This is a genomic window from Arthrobacter sp. SIMBA_036 (genome assembly GCF_046535135.1).
In the GTDB taxonomy this organism is placed as follows: domain Bacteria; phylum Actinomycetota; class Actinomycetes; order Actinomycetales; family Micrococcaceae; genus Arthrobacter.
The window spans coordinates 54,052-79,010 of the sequence record NZ_JAWRXG010000011.1; the positions used below are offsets into that span (position 1 = coordinate 54,052).

Annotated in this window: 22 protein-coding genes and 2 tRNA genes; 10 read left to right on the forward strand and 14 right to left on the reverse strand. The window is 61.4% G+C overall.

What is annotated here, in order from left to right:
- Nucleotides 1-31: 31 nt before the first annotated feature.
- The 5 genes from gyrA to SB659_RS15250 all read left to right on the forward strand — a co-directional run bounded on the left by gyrA (nt 32) and on the right by SB659_RS15250 (nt 3,923).
- Nucleotides 32-2,701 (forward strand): DNA gyrase subunit A, encoded by a 2,670-nt coding sequence (gyrA, locus tag SB659_RS15230; RefSeq protein ID WP_284978625.1) that lies wholly within the window; start codon nt 32-34, stop codon nt 2,699-2,701.
- Nucleotides 2,698-3,423 carry a DUF3566 domain-containing protein gene (locus SB659_RS15235; protein WP_284978626.1) on the forward strand — a complete coding sequence of 242 codons (726 nt, stop codon included), beginning with the start codon at nt 2,698-2,700 and terminating at the stop codon, nt 3,421-3,423. Before gyrA ends, SB659_RS15235 begins: the two co-directional genes overlap by 4 nt.
- Nucleotides 3,424-3,537: 114 nt before the next feature.
- Nucleotides 3,538-3,611, forward strand: a tRNA-Ile gene (locus SB659_RS15240).
- A 46-nt stretch (nt 3,612-3,657) separates the two neighbouring features.
- Nucleotides 3,658-3,777 (forward strand): DLW-39 family protein, encoded by a 120-nt coding sequence (locus SB659_RS15245; RefSeq protein ID WP_284976929.1) that lies wholly within the window; start codon nt 3,658-3,660, stop codon nt 3,775-3,777.
- A gap of 70 nt (nt 3,778-3,847) precedes the next feature.
- Nucleotides 3,848-3,923 (forward strand) — tRNA-Ala (locus SB659_RS15250).
- Nucleotides 3,924-3,976: 53 nt separating this feature from the next.
- Here SB659_RS15250 and SB659_RS15255 read toward each other — a convergent pair.
- Complete coding sequence (locus SB659_RS15255) at nt 3,977-5,950, reverse strand: beta-N-acetylhexosaminidase family protein (RefSeq protein ID WP_410550948.1); 1,974 nt, start codon at nt 5,948-5,950, stop codon at nt 3,977-3,979.
- Between the two features lie 181 nt (nt 5,951-6,131).
- On the opposite strand from SB659_RS15255, the gene SB659_RS15260 reads away from it, so the two are divergent.
- Entirely contained in the window at nt 6,132-7,040 is a 909-nt protein-coding gene (locus SB659_RS15260; RefSeq protein WP_410550949.1) for a DMT family transporter, read from the forward strand.
- A 2-nt stretch (nt 7,041-7,042) separates the two neighbouring features.
- Here the strand turns inward: SB659_RS15260 and SB659_RS15265 are convergent, their stop codons facing one another.
- A complete protein-coding gene (locus SB659_RS15265) occupies nt 7,043-7,915 on the reverse strand; it encodes a glycosyltransferase (RefSeq protein ID WP_410550950.1) in 873 nt (290 codons plus the stop codon).
- Nucleotides 7,916-8,094: 179 nt separating this feature from the next.
- On the reverse strand, nt 8,095-9,123 hold the full coding sequence (locus SB659_RS15270) for a hypothetical protein (RefSeq protein WP_410550951.1): 1,029 nt from the start codon (nt 9,121-9,123) through the stop codon (nt 8,095-8,097).
- Nucleotides 9,124-9,276: 153 nt separating this feature from the next.
- Between SB659_RS15270 and SB659_RS15275 the strand changes: the two genes are divergently transcribed.
- Entirely contained in the window at nt 9,277-9,819 is a 543-nt protein-coding gene (locus SB659_RS15275) for a peptidylprolyl isomerase (RefSeq protein WP_284976924.1), read from the forward strand.
- Between the two features lie 21 nt (nt 9,820-9,840).
- Nucleotides 9,841-10,695, forward strand: a complete 855-nt coding sequence (locus SB659_RS15280) for a rhomboid family intramembrane serine protease (RefSeq protein ID WP_284978631.1) — start codon at nt 9,841-9,843, stop codon at nt 10,693-10,695.
- A 649-nt stretch (nt 10,696-11,344) separates the two neighbouring features.
- On the opposite strand, the gene SB659_RS15285 is transcribed toward SB659_RS15280, so the two are convergent.
- The 6 genes from SB659_RS15285 to SB659_RS15310 all read right to left on the reverse strand — a co-directional run bounded on the left by SB659_RS15285 (nt 11,345) and on the right by SB659_RS15310 (nt 14,766).
- Entirely contained in the window at nt 11,345-11,995 is a 651-nt protein-coding gene (locus SB659_RS15285) for a DNA-3-methyladenine glycosylase I (RefSeq protein ID WP_410550952.1), read from the reverse strand.
- A 72-nt stretch (nt 11,996-12,067) separates the two neighbouring features.
- Nucleotides 12,068-12,784 (reverse strand): alpha-ketoglutarate-dependent dioxygenase AlkB family protein, encoded by a 717-nt coding sequence (locus SB659_RS15290; protein ID WP_410550953.1) that lies wholly within the window; start codon nt 12,782-12,784, stop codon nt 12,068-12,070.
- On the reverse strand, nt 12,781-13,431 hold the full coding sequence (locus SB659_RS15295; RefSeq protein WP_410550954.1) for a methylated-DNA--[protein]-cysteine S-methyltransferase: 651 nt from the start codon (nt 13,429-13,431) through the stop codon (nt 12,781-12,783). The genes SB659_RS15290 and SB659_RS15295 overlap by 4 nt, the downstream gene beginning before the upstream one ends.
- Nucleotides 13,428-13,961 carry an RNA polymerase sigma factor gene (locus tag SB659_RS15300; protein ID WP_410550955.1) on the reverse strand — a complete coding sequence of 178 codons (534 nt, stop codon included), beginning with the start codon at nt 13,959-13,961 and terminating at the stop codon, nt 13,428-13,430. Before SB659_RS15300 ends, SB659_RS15295 begins: the two co-directional genes overlap by 4 nt.
- A complete protein-coding gene (locus SB659_RS15305; protein ID WP_410550956.1) occupies nt 13,961-14,470 on the reverse strand; it encodes a methylated-DNA--[protein]-cysteine S-methyltransferase in 510 nt (169 codons plus the stop codon). The genes SB659_RS15300 and SB659_RS15305 overlap by 1 nt, the downstream gene beginning before the upstream one ends.
- A gap of 44 nt (nt 14,471-14,514) precedes the next feature.
- Nucleotides 14,515-14,766 carry a cell division protein CrgA gene (locus SB659_RS15310; protein WP_284976917.1) on the reverse strand — a complete coding sequence of 84 codons (252 nt, stop codon included), beginning with the start codon at nt 14,764-14,766 and terminating at the stop codon, nt 14,515-14,517.
- Between the two features lie 241 nt (nt 14,767-15,007).
- Between SB659_RS15310 and SB659_RS15315 the strand changes: the two genes are divergently transcribed.
- A complete protein-coding gene (locus SB659_RS15315) occupies nt 15,008-15,754 on the forward strand; it encodes a class E sortase (protein WP_410551020.1) in 747 nt (248 codons plus the stop codon).
- Between the two features lie 169 nt (nt 15,755-15,923).
- Complete coding sequence (locus SB659_RS15320) at nt 15,924-16,565, forward strand: aminodeoxychorismate/anthranilate synthase component II (protein WP_410550957.1); 642 nt, start codon at nt 15,924-15,926, stop codon at nt 16,563-16,565.
- 48 nt (nt 16,566-16,613) lie between these two features.
- Here the strand turns inward: SB659_RS15320 and pknB are convergent, their stop codons facing one another.
- Genes pknB through SB659_RS15345 form a run of 5 tightly spaced genes read right to left on the reverse strand, consistent with a single transcriptional unit; the run spans nt 16,614 to nt 24,959 of the window.
- Complete coding sequence (gene pknB / locus SB659_RS15325; RefSeq protein WP_410550958.1) at nt 16,614-18,551, reverse strand: Stk1 family PASTA domain-containing Ser/Thr kinase; 1,938 nt, start codon at nt 18,549-18,551, stop codon at nt 16,614-16,616.
- Nucleotides 18,552-18,560: 9 nt separating this feature from the next.
- Nucleotides 18,561-20,384 (reverse strand): protein kinase domain-containing protein, encoded by a 1,824-nt coding sequence (locus tag SB659_RS15330; protein WP_410550959.1) that lies wholly within the window; start codon nt 20,382-20,384, stop codon nt 18,561-18,563.
- Complete coding sequence (locus tag SB659_RS15335) at nt 20,381-21,838, reverse strand: penicillin-binding transpeptidase domain-containing protein (RefSeq protein WP_410550960.1); 1,458 nt, start codon at nt 21,836-21,838, stop codon at nt 20,381-20,383. Before SB659_RS15335 ends, SB659_RS15330 begins: the two co-directional genes overlap by 4 nt.
- On the reverse strand, nt 21,835-23,265 hold the full coding sequence (locus tag SB659_RS15340) for an FtsW/RodA/SpoVE family cell cycle protein (protein ID WP_284978640.1): 1,431 nt from the start codon (nt 23,263-23,265) through the stop codon (nt 21,835-21,837). The genes SB659_RS15335 and SB659_RS15340 overlap by 4 nt, the downstream gene beginning before the upstream one ends.
- Nucleotides 23,262-24,959, reverse strand: coding sequence for a PP2C family protein-serine/threonine phosphatase (locus SB659_RS15345; protein WP_284978641.1), 1,698 nt, complete (start codon nt 24,957-24,959; stop codon nt 23,262-23,264). Before SB659_RS15345 ends, SB659_RS15340 begins: the two co-directional genes overlap by 4 nt.

Consider the following 24,959-nt stretch of genomic DNA (forward strand, 5'->3'; position numbering starts at 1 on the left):
CCGACATATACCTGAAACGGAAACTTAAATTATGAGTGACGAAACTCCTGAAGTCCCGGCGGAACCCAACGCAGACGACGTCGTCATCGAGGGCGATCTCCTGACTGACCGCATCGAACAGGTGGACCTGCAGACGGAAATGCAGCGTTCCTACTTGGACTACGCCATGGCGGTGATCGTCGGTCGCGCCCTGCCGGACGTCCGTGATGGCCTCAAGCCGGTACACCGTCGCGTCTTGTATGCCATGTTCGACGGCGGCTACCGCCCCGATCGCTCCTTCAACAAGTGCGCCCGCGTGGTCGGTGACGTCATGGGTACGTACCACCCCCACGGCGACATGGCGATCTACGATGCCTTGGTGCGCTTGATCCAAGACTGGACCATGCGCTATCCGTTGGCGCTTGGCCAAGGCAACTTCGGTTCTCCGGGAAATGACGGCGCTGCGGCACCGCGTTATACGGAAACCAAGATGGCCCAGCTCGCCATGGAAATGGTCCGGGACATCGACGAGGAAACCGTCGATTTCCAAGACAACTACGATGGCAAAAACCAGGAACCCACCATTTTGCCGGCGCGGTTCCCCAACCTGCTGGTCAATGGTTCCTCAGGCATCGCCGTCGGTATGGCCACCAACATTCCTCCGCATAACCTTCGTGAAGTGGCCGAGGGCGTGCAGTGGGCGTTGGAGAACCCCACGGCCACCCGCGAGGAACTCCTCGAAGCCCTGTTGCTGCGCATCAAGGGCCCTGATTTCCCCACGGGTGCCACGATTTTGGGTCATAAGGGCATCGAAGACGCTTACCGGACGGGCCGCGGCTCCATCACCATGCGCGCAGTGGTCAACGTCGAGGAACTGCAGGGGCGCACCTGCCTTGTAGTCACCGAGCTTCCGTACCAGGCCAACCCGGACAACCTGGCCATCAAGATCGCTGAACTGGTCAAGGACGGCAAAATCCAGGGCATCGCAGATCTCCGCGATGAGACTTCGGGCCGTACCGGCCAGCGCTTGGTTATTGTCCTCAAGCGCGACGCAGTTGCCAAGGTTGTCCTCAACAACCTCTACAAGCACACGCAGCTGCAGGACAACTTCTCGGCGAACATGCTGGCAATCGTCGACGGCGTGCCACGCACCTTGAGCCTTGACGCGTTCATCAGGCACTGGGTGACGCACCAGATGGACGTCATCGCCCGTCGCACCCGGTACCGCCTCCGCAAGGCTGAAGAAGAAGCGCACATCCTGCGTGCTCTCCTCAAGGCGTTGGACATGCTGGATGAGGTCATTGCCCTCATCCGGGCGTCCAACACGACAGAAGCCGCCCGCGAGGGACTTATGGAGCTCCTTGAGATCGATGAGCTCCAGGCCCGCGCCATCCTGGATATGCAGCTACGCCGTTTGGCGGCCTTGGAACGCCAAAAGATTCAGGATCGCCATTCTGAACTCGAGGCGATGATCGAAGAATTCAACGCGATCCTTGCTTCAGAGGAACGCCAGCGCCAGATCATCAGCGAAGAACTCGCCGAGATTGTTGCCAAGCACGGTGACGATCGCCGCACGCACATCCTGATGGGTTTCGACGGCGACATGTCCATGGAGGACTTGATCCCGGAAGAGGAAATGGTGGTCACCATAACCCGCGGCGGTTATGTGAAGCGGACCCGCAGCGATAACTACCGTTCACAGCAGCGCGGCGGTAAGGGCATCAAGGGCGCCCAACTGCGCGGTGACGACGTCGTGGAGCACTTCTTCGTCACTACTACGCACCACTGGCTGCTTTTCTTCACCAACCTCGGCCGCGTGTACCGGGCCAAGGCTTATGAGTTGGCGGAGGCCGGCCGCGACGCAAAGGGCCAGCACGTTGCCAACTTGTTGGCCTTCCAGCCGGATGAGCATATTGCACAGGTCCTGGACCTTCGCGACTACCAGCAAGCTCCATACCTCGTGCTCGCCACGAAGAACGGCCTGGTGAAGAAAACCCGGCTGGAGGACTACGACACCAACCGCACCGCTGGCGTTATTGCCATCAACCTGCGCGATGAGGACGAGCTGGTCTCGGCCCAGTTGGTCAGTGAGACGGACGATCTCCTGTTGGTTTCCCGTAAGGGCCAGTCGATCCGCTTCACTGCAACCGACGACGCGCTCCGCCCGATGGGCCGGGCGACCTCCGGAGTAACAGGCATGAAATTCCGGGAAGACGACGAGCTCTTGGCCGCTGACGTGGTTCAGGACGGTTCATTTGTCTTCATCGTGACCGAAGGTGGTTACGCCAAGCGGACCGCCGTCGAGGAGTACCGCTTGCAAGGCCGCGGTGGTCTGGGGATCAAGGTCGCGAAGCTTGCTGAAGAGCGTGGCGACCTTGTAGGTGCTTTGATCGTTCAGGAAGAAGACGAAGTACTGGTTGTCATGGAAGGCGGAAAGGTTGTCCGCTCCGCTGTGACAGGTGTTCCTGCCAAGGGTCGGGACACCATGGGCGTTATCTTTGCCAAGCCTGACAAGAATGACCGCATTATCGAGGTGGCACGCAACGGCGAACGCGGACTGGAAACGGATGAATCCGATGACGGTGGCGCGGATGACGTAACGTTGGCTGCAGACGAAGTTGCCTCAGAGGTGACCAGCATGGCCGAAACGGATAACGACGCAGACCCGGACAACGGAACGGGCGCGGAGCTGAACGAAGAAAACACCGGAGGTAACGAGTGAGTAATTCCGACTCATATCCCAAGCCGAGCACAGGTGTCCCCGGCGGACTCCGGCAGCCCTCGGGCAACGCCCAGCCAGGAACACCGGCACGGCCGCAACAGAGTCCGGGAACCGGCACCTCCGGTGCGGGAGTCGCAGGCGCGCGCCCGGCTGGCGCACCCACCCAGCGTCCCACCGGCGCACCCGGCCAGCGTCCTGCTGGTGCGCCTGGTCAGCGACCTGTCCAAGGTGGTCAGCGTCCCGCTGGTGCGCCTGGCCAGCGCCCCGTTCAGGTTGGCCAGCGTCCTGCTGGTGCTCCGGCCCAGCAGCGCCCCGCTCAAGGGTCCCCCGGCTTGGTAAAGCCGGCTCCCAAGGCCAAGGTCCGGCGCGCACGGCTTCTGGTCAGCAAGGTCGACCCGTGGTCCGTGCTGAAAATGGCGTTCTTGCTGTCCGTCGCACTGGGCATCGTGACCGTTGTCGCTGCAGTTGTGCTCTGGACTGTGTTGGATCTCACTGGAATCTTCAACCAGGTGGACAGCCTGTTGGGTACCCTTGCCGGATCCGAAAGCGGCGGCTTTGAACTCAAGAAGGTGGCTTCACTCGGTCAGGTGGCGTCCTTCGCAACGATTATCGCCGTCGTGAATGTTGTTCTGCTCACGGCGCTGTCGATGCTCTCGGCCGTGCTTTATAACATTTCCGCAACGTTGGTTGGCGGCATTGGCGTCACTCTGACGGACGACTAGTAAAAAAATCGCGGAAATACGCCGAAATTGGTGGAATATCCGCGCGGATTTGCCTCGATTTGAGATCGGTCCGGGATGTGCTGTACAGTCATATCTCGGCCCGATGAGGCATCGGGGCGTATAGCTCAGGCGGTTAGAGCGCTTCGCTGATAACGAAGAGGTCCCAGGTTCAAGTCCTGGTACGCCCACGGAACCTAGCAGGTTCAGGTAACACTGAACCGGAATGAGGTACTTGTGAAGAAGTTGCTCGTAGTTGTAGCAGCAGCGATCGCAGGTGTCCTGGTTTATAAAAAGAACCAGGAATCCGAAGCCCGAAAAGAAGTATGGAGCAAGTCGACCGATACGGTGGATTAGCCCCTGGCCGCAGATTCGACCGGTAATTGCCAGGGTTGAATTGGGGTATGATTGACGGGTTGCTTCTTATGGGGGCATGGCGCAATTGGTAGCGCACCTGCTTTGCAAGCAGGGGGTTCGGGGTTCGAGTCCCCGTGCCTCCACCATAAGAAAAGTCCCGGCCAGTATTGGCCGGGACTTTTTGCTTTAACATCCGAGGCTAGCCGGCAGGGACCTTTTGGAGAGCTTGATCCAAGAAGGCTTTGAGTTCTCCCTTTCCCAACACCGGCGTAACGACGCCGAGGTCCAAGGTGGGCTGTGTGGCGGCAGCGGCTGCTGTCTCGGCGCTTTGAACGTCCTTGCGGGCTTGGGTAACTGCCTGGGCATCGCCCTTCTTGGCCGCGTCCAACATCGCGATGGCCTGCTGCACACCTCGGCCGTACTGTGCTGCTGCTGCGGTCCAATTCACGGCGTCATTGGCGAAGCCCGGCTCCGCCATTCGGGGCAGCAGGTCGGGGAGCCGCTGGAGCAGCTCCGCGCGCGCCAGCAATGCCCCGGACGGTGACTGGCCGGCGTCGTACGCTGACCAGAACTGGTTTATATCCGCCGTCAGCGCGGGTGCCGACGGCGTCAGCGCATCACCTTGCCAGTCCTGGTTCAGGTCCGCGAAAGCCCTGACTCCGGCTTGGACATCGGGGGCAGGACCTGCCACCGCGGTCAATGCCGCATCCATGGACTTGGCGGGATCGTAGGCGGGCCCGTTCCACGACAGGTCCGCGTAATTGAAGATGGCGGGCAGCGATAAATAGGCCTCGATCATCGGGTTGGTAACAATACCCCTGATCGCTTGGTTGAGATCGGAGTCGCGTCCCTTTACCGGTCCCAGGAAGATGTGGTCCTGCGAATAGTCATTGACGGGGTAGTTGTCCCAGATCACGATGTTCCGCTTCGTTCCGGGGCTTCCATAGCTCTGCTGGGCTGTCTCGGCAGAACCACGGGTGATCCGGTGGGACACCACGTCCTCGCCCGTCCACTGAACCACGATGTCGGGATTGAGGGCACGGCCCAGTGCCTTCTTGTAGGGGGTGCTGCCCGAACCGTTGTAGAAAGTGGGGACCATTTGAAGAGGCTGGATGTCCGGCTTCTTGGATATGAACCGAGCATTGACGTCGTTCAGGAACGAAGCTTCCGCTTTCCCGAGGCCAGCCTCGTTGGAACCAAATTCCTTCACGTCCTCATCGCACTGGACCTTGGTGTCTATGTCGTCAAGGGGAATCACAAATGAGCGCACGCCCAAGCTGTAGAGGGATTCAAGCTTGGCTACCGCGGCATTCAGGTCCGCGACACTTGAGTAGCAAATATCCAGGCCCGGGGACAGCGAATAGGTGAACCGGATGTGGTTCGCCGTTGCAGTGTCAATAAGCTCTTGCAGTTCCCTGAGTTGCTGATTCGAATACAGGGTCCGCCACTGATCCCGGAGAAGCGGATCGTTCTTCGGGGAGTAGATGAAGGTGTTCATCTTTTGTTGAGCGGCGAACTTGATGACGTCCAAACGGGCTTGATGGGACCAGGGGATTCCGTAGAAGCCTTCGATAACTCCACGGGTCTGCATCAACGGCCAGTCGCTGATGAGGGCGGCGGACACTGTTCCACCTGTGAGGAGTTGCCTGAGGGTTTGTATACCGTGAAAGATCCCATCGCCGTCGCGTCCCACCAAGACCGCGGTGGGTATCCCGGCCGATGTGCCAGTAGCGATTGCATAGCCCTCCGCGTGTCCAAGAGCTTCCTGGTTAGCGGCTGCGCTGTCCCGTCCAAGAGTCGCGAGAACTGTGGAAACTTGGGGGTCGCTGGCAGCGCCGAGGTACACGGCGGAGGAGCCCGACGTCGGATTGGCCAAGGAGGTTACGGTCTCCGCAGTCCCGCCGGCGCCCACCACAAGTGCTTGGACTGCCGAGACGGAGGCTGGGTCCGTTCCAGCCGTTGCCACTACATAGACATGCCCGTTCAGGGGAACGGGTTTCCCCGACGCCGCTGTGGCGTGCTGCGGCACAGGGTAGATGGCAGGCAAACCCGGTTCACCCGGACTCGTTGCGCTTCCAGGAGAGGAACCGGCGTTTGATTGGTTGTACCTCATCAGAACGAACCAACCCGCGAGCAGGAGGACCGCCGCCACGATACCGGCCGTGATGAGCATGAAAACCGACCGTCTGCGCTGCGGGCCCCGATCTCCCGGTGATGTGTCCACTAGATGCCCCCTGAGTGTGCGATCGGCAGCCCTGTGACCTGCGGCGACGGGATCCACCTGTAGTGATAAGACAACCACACAGACCCCGACGCAGATAGGGTGGTCGGCTTCGGGACACTAGGGTGGACCCGTGAACCTTCTTATCGCCACCCTCGGGGTCCTCGGCGTGGCTTCCTCCGGGCCGTTGATCGCAGGAACCCTCGGGGCTACCTCGGTGACGGCCTTGGCGATCGCATTCTGGCGTAATGCCATCGGCGCAGTTGTGATGGCAGCACCCGTCGCCCTACGCAGGCCGGCCGAATTCGCCAGGGTCACGCGGCGCGAATTTGGGTGGTCAGCTGTTGCGGCAGTTGCTTTGGCACTGCATTTTGCATGCTTTATCACAGCCCTGCAGCTCACCTCTGTAGCAGCTGCAACGGCCTTGGTCTGCCTGCAGTCCGGATGGATTGCCGTTTTCCAGTCGCTACGGGGCACAAGGCACCGCTGGCCCGTGCTTGTGGGTTTAGGGATAGCATTCGGGGGCGTTGTCGCGATCACGGGTTTCGACACCGGATCTTCTCCTACCGCACTTCCGGGCGACGTCCTGGCCTTGGCGGGGGGCGCACTGGCAGGGTTGTATACCTTGGCTGGCGGGAAAGCGCGCCAATCGATGGGAACAGGAACCTACACCACCCTTTGCTACGGGATGTGCGCGGCTATCGTGGCCGTGTTGGCCCTGGCGAGCCACCAGCCGCTTGCAGGGTTCGACGCCGAAGGCTGGCTCGGAATTATCGCCGTCACCGTCTGTGCGCAGCTGGTGGGCCACACGGCGTTCAACCATTTGTTGGCGACCATGAGTCCCCTTTTGGTGTCGATGATCATCTTGCTGGAAATTCCGGGAGCCGCGCTGCTGGCCGCTATCTTCTTGCATGAGACCTTGCCAGCCGGGACATATGCGGGCCTGGCCATGATTCTGGCCGGCCTGGTGGTGGTTGTCACCGGACAGCGCCACAACCGCGCGTCAGCGGAGCGGCGTGAGGCCGAACTGGGCACTGACTGAAGTCAGGGCCCGCGCCGTCCTGCGGGAACGGCGTTCATCGTGTGGATGGCGCGCAGCACCTTGGCAGGAAAATACACCGAGAAGAAAACGACCATGGGTGCCTTCAACGCGATTTTGTTGACGTTATGGGCCTTATACGTGCGATCAAACCGCGTGACGTAGTAGCGGTAATCCTTTGGCGAATCCTCCAGCCGCCGGGCGGACATGCCCGAGACCATGTGGGGTACGTATTGGATCTTGAGGTCGTGGTCGAAGAGGTGCAATGACAGGTCTATGTCCTCGTGCATCTCGTCTTTTTCGTCCAAGCAGGTTTCGTTGCGGATGATCTCCCAAGCTGTTCGACGAATGGCCATATTGGAGCCGAACAGGAAATGGTACTGATGCTTGGCTAAGCGCAGCATGAGCTGGCGCATCTTGTCGTCCGCTTTCAACCCAAAGCGCCGCATAGGCATGTCGTAATAGACCACGGGGCCCGTGATTGCTTGTACCGAACGGTCGGCGAAGGCCTTCTGGACTTGTTCGACCCAGTCGGGCTCCACCACCGAGTCGGCATCGATTCGTCCCAGGATGTCACCGCGGGCGCTATCCAGCCCAAAGTTCCGTGTGGGAATCAGACCCTGTGCCTTGTCCTGCTGGAGCAGGATGATGGGGCTTTCCGGATATTCGTCCTGCATTTGGCGCACGAAGGCCGCGGTGCGGTCTGTGGAACGGTTATCCACCACAATGATCTCGTCAGCCGGGACGGATTGGTAGACGGCCGCAAGGAGACACTGGCGTATAACACTTTCCTCGTTATACGCCGGGATGACAATGGAAACCCGAGGGGCGCCAAGGGCATCCGGGGGCGCGTCCGCGAAGGGACTATCAGCTGGCATCCCCATCAATCTAACACCCGGGCCGCGCGCTTGGTCGGTCGACTTGGTTAAGTGTGGACAAACACTGAAGGGGACCCTGGCTGTGCCAGGATCCCCTTCAAAGGACTGCTCGGTGCCTCTTCCCGCCGTCGACGGTTTGATTCACCGACTAGTTATCAATAACCAGTCGAGGCGCTTGATTAGCTGTGGGCGCCGTTGGATTCCGAGGTGGAGTCCTGGTTCTCATCGGACTCTTTGTTGAGGCTGGCCGCGATGTTCTTGACCGCAGTCTTCGCGTCCGTGGCTACCTTCGCCGAGTGCTCTCCCGAATCCTGCGTGGTGCCTTCACCTGCATCCTCCGCTGTGCCCTCCGACGTCTCATCCTCGGTGGCCACTGATGCGGGTTCAGCCTCAACATCGGTGGTTGTGGGCGCGACATCCGTTGCGGCAGGCTGGCTGGCTGCTGCTTCGGCAGCTTCGGCAACCGGCGCCGGCGTCGGCTTGGGAGAAACCGGAGAAGGCGTCTTCCACGGATCCTCCACGGGCTTGGAGGCCTTCCACGCGGCTACACCCGCGGCGGCAGCCGCAGCGATGACTGTCAGGATCAACCATCCGCGCTTCCTGGGCTGCTGTTCCTTGCCCAACTTAGCCGTCCTCCGCTGAGCCTTATCCAGCTGCGCGGTTGCGGCCTTGGCAGCCTCCTCGGCCGCGGCTTGCAGTTGCTTGCTGGTGGCCTGCGCTTGCTGCTGGACGCTGTGCACAACGCCGGAGTCCACCAGTTTCTGCGCTACGGCATCCACTTGCGCGGGAGCGTTTTCCAGGACCTGGTGCACCACCACGGAGGCCTGGCCCAGCTGTTCGGACAATTTCGGCAAGTATTCAACAACTACCTTGTCCCGGGCCTGGCCGAGCACCGGAGTGGCCTTGTTCAAAGCCTCTTGGATCTTGGGTGTCGCGTCTTCGACTGCATCATGGATCTTTGGCGCAAGCTGCGCCAGCCCGTCCTGGATCCGCGGCGTAACTACCGCCACGCCGTCGGCGAGGTTGTGCGCAGCGGACTTCAGCCCCTCTTGGATCTTGGGGGAAGCGCTGTCGATACCGTGCTGGATACGCGGAACAGCCCAATTCACGGCTGCTTCCACACGGGGCGCAGCCCAGTCGCGGGCGTTGTCAACGCTGGCCGCCACGGATTGTTCGAGGTCGCGGGCAATACGGTCTGATTTCTTCACAACTACCTCCCGATACACATGCTCGTTTGTTGCTAGCCTACGTCGCTTAGTGAACACGGGCTATTCATCTGCCCGTTTCGTCCCGGATTTCACCCAGCGCGGAACCGGCTTCACGGCAACCTTGGCGTTGACCCTGCATGGAAGAATGGATTCATGACCATCGCAACTGCAAAAGCAACGATCCACACGACCCTCGGCGATATCAAGGTTGACCTCTTCGGCAACCACGCGCCCAAGACGGTCGCCAACTTCATTGGCTTGGCCACCGGCGAAAAGGCTTGGAACCACCCCGAAACCGGTGAGGACAAGACGGGTACGCCGCTTTATGACGGCACCATCTTCCACCGCATCATCAAGGACTTCATGATCCAGGGCGGCGATCCCCTGGGCCGCGGCGTCGGCGGACCGGGCTACCAGTTCGACGACGAGATTCACCCGGAACTGACCTTCAACGCTCCCTACAAGCTGGCCATGGCCAACGCGGGTGTGCAGATGGGCAAGGGAACCAACGGTTCACAGTTCTTCATCACCACGGTCAACACCGACTGGCTGTTCGGCAAGCACAGCATCTTCGGCGAGGTTACCGACGAGGATTCCCGCAAGGTAGTAGACGCCATCGAGGGTGTCCGCACGGGCATGGGCGACCGTCCTGTGGAGGACGTCGTCATCAAGAGCATCGACATCGAGCAGCTCTAAGCCACGCGCTGAACCAGTCAGATGAGCTACGGAATTCCGTCGGCTGAGCCGTCCGCCGCCATCCCGGTGTGCCCACGGCACCCGGACCGGCCCTCCTACGTGAGGTGCCAGCGATGTGGGCGTCCAGCGTGCCCCGAATGCCAGCGGGCGGCCGCCGTCGGATTCCAATGCATTGACTGCGTCAACGAACAAAAACGTTCGACGCCGACATACCGTGCGCCCTATGGCGGTGCCCTGGCGGCGGGCAGGCCGCTGATGACGTATTTGATCATCGCCCTGTGCGTGGTGGTGTACATCCTCCAGTGGGTACTCCCCGGCGACCTCGTTTTCCAGGATTTCGCTTACGCGAACATCTTTGCCGGCAGTGAACCGTGGAGGATGCTTACCTCCGCGTTCCTGCATTCGCAGGGTTTCCTCCTGCACATTGTCCTCAACATGTACTCGCTATGGATATTCGGGCAAGTCCTTGAGCCGTTGCTCGGACGCCTTCGATTCCTGGCCGTGTACCTGCTGGCCGCGGTGGGTGGCTCGGTGGGCTTCCTGCTTCTGACCCCCACCGTTCCCCCTGTTGGACTGGTTGGCGCGTCCGGAGCGATCTTCGGTCTCTTTGGAGCCCTGCTGGTGGTGCAGCGCCAACGTGGTGGCCAAACGAGGCAGCTCTGGGTCCTGATCGTGCTTAACGGCGTCATTGGCTTCCTGGTGCCGGGCATTGCATGGCAAGCCCACCTTGGCGGCCTGATTACCGGTGCGATCGCTGCAGCCGCGATTACATACGCGCCCCGCGGTAAGAGCCAAGCCCTGATTCAGGCGGCCAGCCTGGTGCTGGTTCTCGGCGTCCTGGCTGCTATCACGTGGTTCCACGTCTCTGCTTCCTAGCTTGCTCGTGCCCAGCCGCTTATCCACAAGCGTTATCCACACTGTGAGTAACTTACATTCGTGTAGTTAGAACGGCTGTCCATGCTGTGACTGGCCGGGCCGGAAGATATCCCCCAAAAGGTATGAATTTTTCCACATCTGTGGATAACTTTGTCCCATCGTCCTTGCATTCTGTGGACAACTTCAGGGCTCACAGGGGCTTGTGGGGAAAAGTCATCCAAGCGGCCGCGGTACGGCTTTAATCAACAGGCTTATCAACAGTGTTAATAACTTACACACGTGTAGTTTCCTTGCCGCGTGGGCGCTCATGACGCCGTGATTGCCGGATATTGACCTAGAGCCGGGTGCGTTTTCCCCAGCTGTGGATAAGTTGTGGGAATGGGATTGTTGTTAAGTGGATAACCTCGGCGGCCGTGGCAAGCTCTGGGCGATAGTTTGGCGGCCAAGCACGGAAGCATTGCCTGGTCGCGGCAGCGCCACATCGCCTCCGGCCTGAACATCGAGTGAAGCTTAGTTCAATATCCACAGCCTGATGCACAGTGGGCATAATCCAACCAAGGCGCGGAGGACGTCGAATAGGCCTAACCGCACCGTTTCCGGCTTCGAATCCAAGGATGTCCACAGAAGTTATCCACGGCTGTGGATAAAGTTACACACTTCTGTGGACAGGTGCGGTGGGCTCGGTGGCGTGGGAAGGCAATGACCAAACCCCGGACGAACCGCGACGATGACTGTGTAGCAGGTGGGTATCCACGATTCCGACGGCTTCCATCAGCGCGTACATAGTTGTTGGACCGACGAAAGCGAAGCCCTTCTTGCGCAATGCCTTGGACAATGCGATGGATTCGACGGAGGTGGTGGGGATATCGGCTATCGTGCGCGGTTCTGGCGTTGAGGTCGGCTGGAACGACCAAACAAAGTCCACTAGACCGCCCTCTTCTCGCAGCGCAATGGTGGCCTTGGCATTGGTGATGGCCGCTTGGATCTTAAGGCGGTTGCGGACAATGCCGGCGTCCAACATCAGGCGCTGTACATCGGCGTCGGTAAACGCGGCGACGGATTCCGGGTGGAAGTCCAGGAACGCCTTCCGGAAAGCCTCCCGCTTGCGCAGGATGGTGACCCAGGAAAGGCCGGCTTGGAAGGCTTCCAAGCTGATGCGTTCATACAGGCCCTGTTCGTCCCGGACCGGCATTCCCCATTCGTGATCGTAGTACGCACGAAGGAGGGGGTCACTGGCCGCCCAAGCGGGGCGGGCCAGTCCGTCGTCGCCGATGACAGTGCCGTTTTCCAAGGGGCTCATACGCACTTCTCCAAGAGCGGCCGACCGCGGTTCGGTGGCCAGTAGTCGTTTCAGGGATAGTCTGCCCCATGGCTATGACAATCCGGTGACCCTCATGGTGATATTGATTCGACCATGCTCCAGCCCGCAATCCTGGGGGGCGGTCCCGGCGAAGACTTTGGGAATGCCATGAAACGCAAATCTGGAGGGGCCACCGAAGACAAACAGGTCTCCTGATCGCAGCAGGACGTCAGTGTATGGCTTGGTTCGTGTATTCGTGTTGCCGAATCGGAAGCGGCAGGTATCTCCGATACTCAGGGACACCACCGGCGCATGAGAAGCCTCGTCCTTGTCTTGATGCATGCCCATTGCCGCGCCGTCTTGGTACCAATTGACCAGCGCAGCGTCAGGTGTGTATTCGTCGGCCAGTGCGGCCAGCGAGGGGTCGGCCCCTACTTCAGCGGTGTACGCGGCAGTGAGGGCTTTCCGTCCCAGCCGGATCATCCAATCGGGCAGGTCGAGCACGGGCTGTCCGTTGACGTCGGAGGCAGTCCGCGTGTACTTGTACGGCTGCCAGTGCCACCCCAGGCAAACGGTGCGAACAGACATTTGGTGGCCGCCGGGAAGCGTGGCCGCCCGTAGGGGAACGGGTCCTCGCGTCCATTCACCGAAACGTTCCACGATCCATCTCTGCTGCACTGGCGTGAGCCAGCCGGGGACATGCACAGCCCCCGGCCCCACCAAGCGGGGACCGGCGTCGTCGGCTGCAGGCTGGACCAGCTCCAGCCCAAACAGCCCATCCTCGCTCATGCTGCCGCTTCAAGGGCCAGCAGGGTGTGCTTGGCTTCAGTACCGCCCAGGTAGCCCCCGTAGCTGCCGTCGGACTTGACCACTCGGTGGCATGGCACGATGACGGGTAACGGGTTGGTGGCACAGGCAGTTCCCACAGCGCGGACCGCGTTGGGGCTCCCCGCGGCCTGTGCCACCTGGGCGTAGCTCTCGGTATGTCCGTAAGCGATTTTGGGTAGGTGGCGAAGGACGCTGAGCCGGAAACCGCGCGTCAGCCGTAGGTCCAACGTGAGGTCGAATTCCTTCCGAGTGCCACTGAAGTACTCGTCCAACTCACGCGCGGCCACGTCCAAGCGCGCCGGGGCGTGCAGGATGCGCGGGCTCACGGAATCGGCCAACCCTTGCAGGACGTCCTGGTGGTTCTCACGTTCGAAGGCTACCCGCATGATTCCGCGATCAGTGGCGGCCAGAAGAAGGCTGCCGAGCGGAGAGTCCACCACCCGGTAGGCGATGTCCAACGTGTGCATCAGTTGGGCGTCCCGGGCCAACCTGGCTTGGAGGCTGGAGAGGGCAAGTTCAATGCCCACGTCCAACGGCTCCAACACGGAAGCAACCTGGGCGTCGTCCGGAAGGGACTCAGGGGTCTCGTCCACAAATTCAGAGGTCATGGCATGTCAACTTTCACGGAGGAGCGGGCCATTGCCGAAGCGGGTGCCAGGAGGGCGCGGAGGGATTTCACGCCGTCCGCGCCGGCCCGGCGCGCGGCCTCGGGGGTTCCGCCCACAAGTGCCGCGATATCGGTGTACGGAAAACCGGCCAGGTAATGGAAGGCGACGACTTGTCGCTGCTTGGGCGGAAGCTTTCCGACGGCGTCGAGCAGTTCTGCCTGTCGGTCACCGGGAATCCCAAGGAGTGAAACCTGCTCTGGTGGTTGGTCCACGGGCACTGCGCGCCGGCCTCGGGCGCGCAGGTGGTCGATGCATTTGCGGTGGGCGATGGTGACTAGCCACGCTTCCAGATTCGCTTCCGGCGCCAGGGCAGGGTAAGCCTGCAAGGCGGCCAGGAAGGTTTCAGACCAAGCGTCATCGGCGTCATGCAATCCGAGGATGGCCCGGCACACTCGAAGGACGGTTGCCCCTTGTGCCTGGACCACCGCCTCAAAGGGCTCTTTAGTCTCGCCTTGATGCCCGGAGCGCATCAGAAGAGCTTGCTCTCTTTGGCTGCGGCAGGTTCTTCCAACTCCAAGAGGAAGCGCTTGTTGGAAAGGCCACCTGCGTAGCCGGTGAGCTGGCCTTTTCGGCCGACAACACGGTGGCACGGGATGATGATGCTCAGTGGGTTGCGGCCCACCGCCGAGCCCACCGCCTGGGCGAGATGGGAATCGCCGAGTTCCAGGGCCAGCTCCCCGTAACTTATGGTTTGCCCAAAGGGGATGTGTTGCAGCCGCTCCCAGACTTTCTCTTGGAAGGTGTTTCCCCTTACGGAGAAGGGCACATTGAAGTCCACGCGGCCGCCGCTGAAGTACTCGCCGAGCTCATCGCGTGTTTGCGCGAAAACGGGGTCTTCGATGTGCACAGGCTGTCCGAAGTAGTCTGGCGCAGGCATGTGCCAGTGACCTTCATAGAAGATTCCCGTCAGATACTCTCCGCGGGCAGTTAGGGTTAACGTCCCGAGCGGCGAATCCAAGGTGGTGTGCCTGCTGTTCATATCCTGTAGACGCCCTAGGCCGTTCAGAAGTGAGGTGCGGATTCCTACGAACGCCACCGGGTGGTCATGAGGAACCCGACGATTGCGATTCCGAAGCCGGCGACGATGTTCCATGAGGACCAGTCCGGTACAGGAAGTCGGCCCTCGGAAATGTAAAAGGTGATGATCCAGAGCAGGCCGATGATCATCAGGCCAAACATCACAGGTTTGTACCAGACGGGATTCGGCTTGTACTGCTGGGCGGTGGAAGTCTGGGCCTGACGGGCAGGCCGCTTGCGGGGCTTGGACTCGGGCACGGATCCTCCTTGGCTGTTGGAAAAATACCCGTTGCGTCAAGCCTTGATATCCTGCAGGAAAGGAATTTCCAGCGGACATCGGGCATACGACGTTCCGGGTGGCTCTAGCTGTCAAGTCTAGCGCCAACCAGATACGCACCTGCGCCGACCGCGCCCGTTCTGAGGAGACCCCGTGGCGCATCAGCAGACGACGCCATCTGCTGCGCCTTACGAGGCAGCAGAGCCCCATGAACCACGGCAGATTTCACCGAAGCGGCGGGGTCCGGGCGACGTATTCCGGTTGATTTGCCGGATCCTGGGTGAGCTCCTGATCACCGCGGGGATTGTCCTGCTTCTTTTTGTGGCGTGGGAGCTATGGTGGACCAACGTTGAAGCGGACGCCAAACAGACCGAGGCCGTCCAAAGCTTCGCGCAGCACTTCACGGGTCCTACCGCGCCGGCAGCTACCGGCCACATCGACTACGGCACCCCTGTAGTCGGCAAGGCCCCAGCCCACGGCCAGACCATCGGCATCATGTACATCCCACGGTTCGGCGCCGACTACACTCGCCCGATCATCGAAGGAACCAGCGCCGACGTGCTGGACACCTTGGGCCTAGGGCACTACGGAAGCACCAGCATGCCAGGTGCCATTGGCAACTTTGCGGTGGCCGGACACCGGCAAACCCACGGCGCAGTCCTGGACAACATCCACACACTGGTTCCCGGGGACAAGATCTATGTGCAAACAGCCGACGGCTACTACACGTATGTTTTCCGCAACAACCAGATCGTCCTCCCGAACCGGACCGACGTCCTGATGCCCGTTCCTACGCAAGCAGGAGCTACAGCCAAGGAGAGCATCCTGACCATGACCAGTTGCAACCCGCGCTTTGGGTCCCAGGAACGCATTATTGCCTTCTCGGTGCTGGAAAGTTGGCAACCGGCCTCAGCCGGGCCGCCGTCGGCAATTGCAGCCCAAGTAGCCCAAGCCCGAGGAAAGGGATAAGGATGTACGCCTGGATTTTCCGGAACCTTCCGGGACCGCTATGGGTTCGGATTCTGACGTGCTTGGCGTTGGTCGCCGTAGCCTTGGTGCTCATGGCGCAGTACCTGTTCCCTTGGTTATCCCAATTCACTACCTTGACCGACTCAACGATTGGTTCAGCGCAACAGCCATGAGCACAACAAAAATTCTCGTAGTGGATAACTACGACAGCTTCGTTTACACCCTGGTGGGTTACTTGCAGGAGCTCGGGGCGGAGACCACCGTGGTCCGCAACGACGACGTCACGCTTGCCGAAGCCATCGAACTGGCAGCCGCCCGCGACGGTGTCCTCATCTCCCCGGGCCCTGGCACTCCTGCCGAGGCGGGGGTATGCATCGAGCTCATCAAATGGTGCGGTGAAAAGGGCAAACCGATGCTCGGCGTCTGCCTCGGCCACCAGGCACTAGCTGAGGCCTACGGCGGCGTGGTCACCCACGCACCGGAGCTGATGCACGGAAAGACGTCTCCGGTGCAGCATGCAGGCAACAGCGTGTTTGCCGGACTCCCGTCGCCGATCACCGCAACCCGGTACCACTCGCTCGCGGCCGTTCGTGACTCGATCCCCGATGTCCTTGAGGTCACCGCGGAGACTACCAATGGGGTGGTCATGGGTTTGCAGCACAAGACCGCCCCTTTGTGCGGTGTTCAGTTCCACCCGGAGTCCGTACTTACCGAGGGTGGATACCAGATGCTGGGCAACTGGCTTGAGTCACTCGGCATGGCCGGGGCGGCCAAGCGGGCATCCACGCTGAGCCCCCTCATAAAGCAGTGATGCCTGTAAAGCAGTAATGCCTGCATAAAGCATTGACGCCTGCCGCGGCTACTTCTTTGGTCCGGGCACCTTAGTAGGCGTGGGGGTGGGCGTATCCGTGGCCGTCTCCGTTGGGGTCGGCGTAGGAGTCGGCGTCGGGACCGGGGGCGGCGCAGGAGCCTTTGCCACGGTGACGGTCACAGCTTTGCCTTGATCAACCTTGGTGTTGAATGCATCGCTTTGGGCTGTCACCTTACCGGGGTCCACCTGCGAGTTCTCTTGTTCCACGGCCACCATGGCCAGGCCGTTGGACTTGAGCAACGCCTCGGCCTCCGCGACAGGCAGGCCAATCAGCTGCGGGACCACGACCTTGCCCGTGGAGACCTGGAGTTCCACCTTGCTTGAGGTCGCGATCGGCACACCCGGCGCCGGGCTGGTATTGATCACGACGCCTGCCGGGACAGTGGGGCTGTCAACCATGGTGGTGGTGACGTCCCCTGTCATACCCAGCCTGCGCAGGGCATCCCGAGCGTCCAGTTCGGTGCGGCCCACAATATCCGCGGGAATCGTCACGGCACTGGGGCCGCTGGAAATCGTGAGGACAATCTCCGCGTTCGGCTCCACCATGGTGCCCGCTGCCGGCGTCGTTCCTACTGCCTTGTCTTTGGGCACGGTATCGCTGGAAGCGCGCACTGATTTGGGTACCAGTTTGGCGGTATAGAGGTCTTGGATGGCTTGGGACTCGGTCAAGTTGGCCACGGTGGGCACCGCAACTTTCTGAGGCTTTTGCGGGGTGCTCATGATGCTAAAGAGCCAGAACCCCACGCCACCGAGGACGATCAGCGTGAAAATCACCAGGGTGGCCATCCAAGCCCGACGCCGGGACTTCTGGCCAGCGGGCAGCTCCCTTTCGGGAGGCAGGCCCAAGGGAAGTGGTTCTTCCACAGGCTCGTGGAGCGGCTCGGCGTAGGCGTCTTCCTTGAACTGGCCAACGTCCAGGAACCCTACGGCAGTGGTGCTAAGAAGGTGCGTTGCCGGATCTTCGGGTTCAACGAGATCGTTCGGATCGGTGGGAGCCTCGGAGGCTGGAAGTGTTGGGACTGCAATGCCGTTGCTTGCAGCCCGGAGGGCCCGGCGGAAGGCGGCGGCATCCTGGAAGCGGTCGGATCGGCTCTTCTGCAACGCTTTGACCAAAACCGAGTCCAGGGCCTCGGAAACGTCCGTGTTGTAGGAGCTGGCCAACTCCGGCGTCTCCCGAACGTGCTGATAAGCAACAGAGACCGGGCTGTCCCCGATGAAGGGAGGCCGGCTGGTCAAGAGTTCGTAGAGGAGGCAACCGGCTGAGTACAGGTCACTGCGTGCGTCCACGGTTTCACCGCGGGCTTGCTCGGGCGAAAGATACTGGGCGGTGCCAACAACCGCCTGGGTTTGCGTCATTGTCGCCGCCGAATCGGCCATGGCCCGGGCAATGCCGAAGTCCATGACTTTGACCTCACCGCTATCGGCGCACACCATCACGTTGGCGGGTTTGATATCCCGGTGGACGATGCCCGCCCTGTGGCTGTATTCCAAGGCCGAAAGAACACCCAGGGTGTATCCCACCGAGTCCGCAACACTCAACTCGCGAGCCTTGATCATGTCCCGCAAGGTCCGGCCGGAAACGTACTCCATGACGATGTAGGGGACGCGCACATCCTCCCCCGGACCGCCAGGAACCGAATATTCGCCGGTATCGAAGATGGCCACGATGGACGGGTGGTTCAGTGCGGCCACAGCCTGGGCTTCGCGCTTGAACCGGGCCTGGAATTGCGGATCGCGGGCCAAGTCAGCCCGGAGGACCTTGACGGCGATTGTCCGTCCCAGGAGCGTGTCCGTACCACGGTAAACGTCGGCCATCCCGCCACGACCGATCAGCTCGCCGAGCTCGTATCGCCCATTGAGGATGCGCTGGGGACTCACAGGGCTGCTCCCCTCTCTATGCGCTGGACCGGGACGTGGCGTGGACATGGACGTTACTTACTTGCCCGGGCTGGGAGAGCTTGAGGCCTTGGGGCCCGTCTTCGGAGCGCTCGAGGGAGCCGCTGCTTTGGACAGGTGGTAGGTCACCACAGAACCTGTTTGAACCTTGGTTCCTGCAGGTGGGTCGGAGCTGACAAAGGTACCTGCTGCTTGGCCGGGGTTTCCGTTGACCGGATCGCCGGCCACCCAACGCAAGTTCGCGCCGTCGATAAGGCCTTGAACCTGTGCCTCGGACAAGCCGACACCGATGCTCGGCACGGCAACCATCTCGGGACCCTTTGAGTACTGCACCGTGATCATCTGTCCGGGGTCCACCAATCCCGTGGGGTCAAGGTTCGTCACCGTTCCTACGGGCGCCGGGTTGAAGACCTCCACGCCTGTGACTCCCAAGCCCATGCCCCGCAGCGCCGCACTCACGGCCGGGAACTGCTGGCCCTCGAATTGCTCGGGGATGACGTTGATCTTCTGCGGGGTGGACTGTGAAGGTGTCGGTGAGGGCGCCTCCGATGTCTCACTTGGGGTAGCGGACGGGCTCGGGGCGGTTGAGCTTTGGCTGGGCGTTGATGCAGGGAGGGACGCGCTAGGCGCGCTGCTGGGTGAGAAGAAGCCCGACTGGGAAATCAGGAAACCAACCAAGGCAAACAGGACCAGGAGGATCAAAGCCACCAAAGGCCAGGTCCAAGGACTCCGCTTCCGCCGCTCCGGCTCCGGCTCGTCAAAGTTCTCCTCGGTGTAGAGGACTTCCTCATCGTTCAGCTGGCGTTCAGCCTCAAGGGCGTTGGCGCGGCCGAGCGGGTTATCGGCCGCAGCCGCTCCAAGTGCCGCACCGGCTGCGCCGGCGCCCAGTACTGGAAGCGCGGAGGTCGCCGTCGTCGAGTGTTCACGTCCGAAAGGGGAACTCACGACGCCGGTGGGGGCCGTGGCGGTGTCGATCGGGGCTGTGAGGTCCCCGGCGCCTTCGTACAGCAGCATTCCCGGAACTGCGGCATGGGCCGTTGCAATGTCGCCGTTCCGAATGGCTTCGGCGGCTTCGGCCAACTTGATGGCATTGGCCGGACGGTTCTTGGGGTCCTTGGCAAGCATCGACATCAACAGAGCCCTGACCGGCAGGGGCAACGTCTCCGGGAGCGGCGGCGGGGCATCGTTCACCTGGGCCAGCGCGATGGCGATTTGCGATTCACCCGAGAACGGCCGATGTCCCGAGAGGCATTCGTACCCGATGACGCCAAGTGAATAGATGTCCGAGGACCCCGTGGCGGTTTGGCCGGTGGCCTGCTCGGGAGCGAGATACTGTGCAGTGCCCATGACCTGGCCGGTCTGGGTCAAGGGAACCTGGTCCGCCAGGCGAGCAATACCGAAGTCCGTGACTTTGACGCGGTTGTCCGGAGTGATCAGGAGGTTGCCCGGCTTGATGTCCCGGTGGACGAGACCCTGTGCATGGGCCACGGCCAAAGCGCGGGCGGTCTGCCCAATGATCGAGAGCGTCATATCCGGAGAAAGGACTTGCTCGCGTTCGAGGATGGCGCTCAGCGGGTGGCCAGGCACGAGTTCCATGACCAAGTAGGCGGATCCTGCCTCTTCGCCATAGTCGAAGACGTTAGCGATGCCCACGTGGTTGAGCAGGGCGGTGTGGCGCGCCTCGGCCCGGAAGCGCTGCAGGAACCCGGGGTCTCCGGTGTATTCCTCCTTGAGTACCTTAATGGCCACGATCCGGCCAAGGATTTGGTCCTTGGCTTTCCAGACCTCCCCCATGCCGCCAATCGCAATACGACTGGTCAGCTGGAATCTGCCGCCGAGTGTGATTCCTGAAGTAGGCCTCACTTGTTCAACACCGCCTCAAAAATCTTCTTTGCGTTCGGACTGGTTAGCTTGGCGCCGGTGAGCACATCCACACCCTCCATGACGATGGTGACGGCCACTTGCGGGTCGTTTGCCGGGGCAAATCCGGTAAACCATGAGTTGTTCAAGCCGGAGGTACCCAACTCCGCCGTGCCGGTTTTGCCGGCCACTTTGATTCCTTGCACAGCCGCACCTTTGGCGATGCCGTTGTCCACATCGCCGGTCATCCATTCGGTGATCTGGCTCGCGATGGCCTGGGTGGTACTGGTCCGGAGGGACTCGGGCTTGAACTCGCTGATAACGCGGAGATCGGGTGCCCGGACGGTTTTGACCAGATTGGGCTTCATCTGGACCCCTCCGTTGGCGATTGCCGCCGTCATGAGGTTGATCTGCAGCGGGGTCGCCTTGACGTCACGCTGGCCCACGGCCGACTGCGCGAGTTGGGCCTGGTCCAAGCCCTTGGGGAACACGCTGACGGCCTGCTGTAGTTTCAGCTGGTCCCCGAATGTTTCTCCGAAGCCGTACTTGGTGGCCTGCTCCCGGATGGCGTCTTGGCCCAAATCAAGGGCAACGCTGGCAAACGGGGTGTTGCACGACTGTTCCAAGGCGAAGGCAAACGTTGCGGTCTCGCGCGTGTCGCAATTACCGCCGGCGTAGTTGGGCAGGCTGGCCGTCGATCCTGGCAGAGGCAGGCTGCTGGGGTTGGGAAGCACACTGTCCTTGTTGTACTTGCCCGAATTAAGTGCCGCCGTTGCATCCACGAGCTTGAACACCGAACCGGGGGACAAGAGGTTGCCGGTGGGACCGCTGACATTTTGGTTCAGGTTGATTCCGGGAACCTGGTTCAGCTTGCTGTAGTTGGCTTGGGCCGCGGCAGCGTCGTGCGTCGCGATCAGGTTCGGGTCATAGGAGGGCTTGGACACCATGGCCAGGATGGCACCCGTCCGGGGGTTGGTAACCACGATGGAGCCGCGCTGCCCGTCCGGGATGAGGTCATAGGCCAGCTGCTGGATCGCCGGATCCAGGGTCAGTTCCACGGAAGCGCCGTTGGGTTCATTGCCGAGGAACATCTGGCTGACACGATCCAGGAAAAGCTGATCCGAATTGCCGGCCAAGGTGTCTCCCATGGACTGCTCCAGGCCGGTTGACCCGAAACCCTTGGAGAAGTATCCGGTGACGCCGGCATACAGCTCAGGCTGGTTGTACTTGCGCTGGAAAGCGCAGGTCTCGGTCCCGGCTACGGATTCCGCAATGGGCTTTCCGCCAACGATGATCGCACCGCGATTGTTGCAAAACGATGCCAGGATGGCGCGTTGATTCCACGGATTGGCGTTGAGATCGTCTGCGCCGATCACCTGGACGTAGCTGATGGCACCGAAAATCAACGCGAACATTGCGACGGCGGCTATCCAGGAACTGCGAATCGCCTGGTTCATTGGTGCCTCACCGCCTCTGTTGGTGTGTTGGGTGTTTGTCCCGTGACCGGTTTACGCACAGTCGGGCTGCTGCTGGTCGCCGGTGGTTTGTTCACCATGGGGGTGGTGTCCACGGGACCGCGGGCAGTATGGGAAATCATGAGCAGCAAGCCGACGATGATCCAGTTGGCAAGCAGTGACGACCCGCCGGCCGCGAGGAACGGAGTGGTCAGGCCCGTCAAGGGAATCAGCCTGGTGACGCCGCCGATGACGACGAAGCACTGCAGGGCGATGGCGAAGGAGAGCCCACAGGCCAAGAGCTTCCCGAACGCATCCCGCGTTCCCAAGGCGGCGCGGAAGCCGCGGGTGAAGAGCAAGAGATAGAGCATGACGACGGCGAACAGCCCTATGAGGCCCAGTTCCTCGCCGATCAGGGCCACGATCATGTCGCTGTTGGCAAAAGGAACCAGGTCCGGCCTGCCTTGGCCGAGGCCGGTGCCGACCAGTCCGCCGTCGGCCATTCCGAAGAGGCCCTGCACGATCTGTCCGCTACCGCCCGGCGAACGGCCAAAGACCTCGGGAGTGAAGGCATTGATCCAGCTGTCGATTCGGTACGCCACGTGCGAGAAGATTTTCGCCGCGAGGAAGCCTCCGCCAACCAGCAAGGCCACACCGATCACAACCCAGGAGATACGGCTGGTGGCTACGTAGATCATGACGATGAAAAGCCCGAAAAAGAGGACCGAGGAGCCGAGGTCGCGCTGAAACACCAGAACACCGATGCTCACCAGCCACGCGGTGATCATGGGACCAAGATCCTTGAACCGAGGAAACTGCATGGGCCCGATCTTCCTGCCGGCAAGCAGGATGAGATCCCGGTTTGAAGAAAGATACCCGGCAAAGAATATAGCGAGAGTTATCTTGGCGACCTCACCGGGCTGGAAGGTCATCGGGCCAAGGCGGATCCACACGCTGGCACCCAGAACGTCTCCGGCAGAGATGCCGGGAACGAGGGGAAGAATCAGCAACAGGGCGCTGGCAGCCAAGGAAATATAGGTGAAACGCCTAAGTACGCGGTGGTCCTTGAGGAACCAGATGACGGCGACAGATACGGCCATGGCGAGCAGCGTCCACCGAAGCTGGTTATTGCCGGTGTCCTCTCCGGGAGCGTCCATGCGGTGGATAAGTGCGAGGCCAAGCCCGTTCAAGGCGATCACAATAGGAAGTATTACTGGATCGGCATATTTTGCCCGCAGGCGAAGCACCAAGTGGAAAGCGAACGCCGCCGCCGCCAGCAGGCTCGACTGGAACCAGAAGTCGCCGTTCAGGCCGTTGGTGGAGTTGATGCTGACCAAAGCGCTCGCTCCAATGCCAACCGATAGCGCAAGCACCAAAAGGGCCAGCTCCACGTTTCGCCGGGGCTTGGGAGCCGTCTCATCGTGGATCATTTTGACGCCTCACAGTGTGTCGGGACCGGCGAAGGTGTAGGGCTGGCCACGGCAGCGGTACTGGGTATGGCGGGGGCGGTTGAACGGGACGGCGTAGGCGAGGGGGTGGGCTTGGCGGAGATGCTGGGGCAATCCGCCGACGCGCTGCCTGTGTTCTTAAGGTTTTCCACGATGCGCTGAGCGTCGCGAAGGTCACCGGCCGGGACGGTTTGCTGGACGCTCTGCTGCCCGTATTCCGGCAAGGAATCCACTTTAACATCCGTCACTGACTCCAGCCGCGAGAGCTGAAGGGGACCCAAGCGTTGGGAAATGCCATTGAAAATGGCAACCCGCTGGTCGTATTCGCCCACGTAGTAACGGGTCTGCGTCCACGCGTAGCCAAGCCAAAGACCAACCACGACGCCGAGAACAACAACCGCCGCGACAGCTGGCATCAGCCAGCGAATCCGGCGGCGGGGCGGTTCTTCGACTTCCTCGCGGTCCTGTTCGGCTTTATGGGTGAGGACCATGGCGGCGCGACGCGCCACTGTGCGGCCAGCCACCGTGGGAATGGACCCGGTCTCGGCTGCGGTTGCAGCGGCACCTACAAGCTCGTGCGGGCGGCTTGCCAATTCCTCCCGGAGGACCTCGGCCGACAGATGTTCACCGAGGTGCGGATCTGTGGTGACAGGTGGTTCGGCGGATTCTTCCGGAGACTCGGAGTCCGAGTCCGTGTCCGAGTCCATGTCCGTGTCGGCATCCGCGTCTTCGTCCTGGGAAGAGTCGGACTTGGCCGTTTCGGCACTTGGTGACTGCTCAGCCTTCGCAGTCGTGGCGGGTCCGACGTCGGGTTTGGGCTCTGGTTTCAGGTCAGGTTTAGGTTCGATGACCGCGGCGACTGCCGGGGCCGGAACGACGTCGACGGCGGCCGTGTTGGCGTCGTCGTCGGTCTCCTCAACGATCTCCAGCATGACGACGGTGACGTTGTCCGGGGCGCCCGCCTCAAGGGTGAGGTTGACCAGGAGCTCAGCACATTCACGCAAGTCAGGCGTTTCCCGAACGGTTCGCTCAACAACATGGCCGGCCACGTAGTTGAGGCCGTCCGAGCAGAGCAACCAACGTTCTCCCGGCTCGACGTCCAGGACGTCCAGGTCCAATTCCGGGCTGGCGTCCACGTCGCCGAGGACGCGCATCAAAACGTTCTTGTGCGGGTGTGTCTCGGCTTCTTCCGGGCGGAGCCTGCCTTCGTCAATGAGGCGCTGCACAAACGTGTGATCCACGCTGACTTGCTCGAATGTCTTGTTGCGCAAGCGGTAGGCGCGGGAATCCCCAATATGGGCAAAGTGGAGCTTGCGGTCTTCAAGGAGCAGTGCCGTGACCGTGGTCCCCATCCCGGAAAGTTTCGGATTCTGGTGGACGAGCTCGGACAGGAGGGAATTGGCTGTCTGGATCTCGTCGGCGAGGACTGTGTCCGCGCCCTCGGGATAATCGTCATGATCGAGGTGGATCATGTCCAGAACGGTGGACGCGGAGGCTACGTCGCCACCGGCGTGACCGCCCATGCCGTCGGCGACCACGGCGAGGTGGCGTCCCACGTAGGCGGAGTCGTCATTCTTCGAGCGGATGCGTCCGACGTCGGAACGCGCCGCGTAGCGCATGATCAGCGGGCGCTCCGCGGGTGTGTCCTTGGCTCGGCTAGTCTCGGGCGAGGCCAT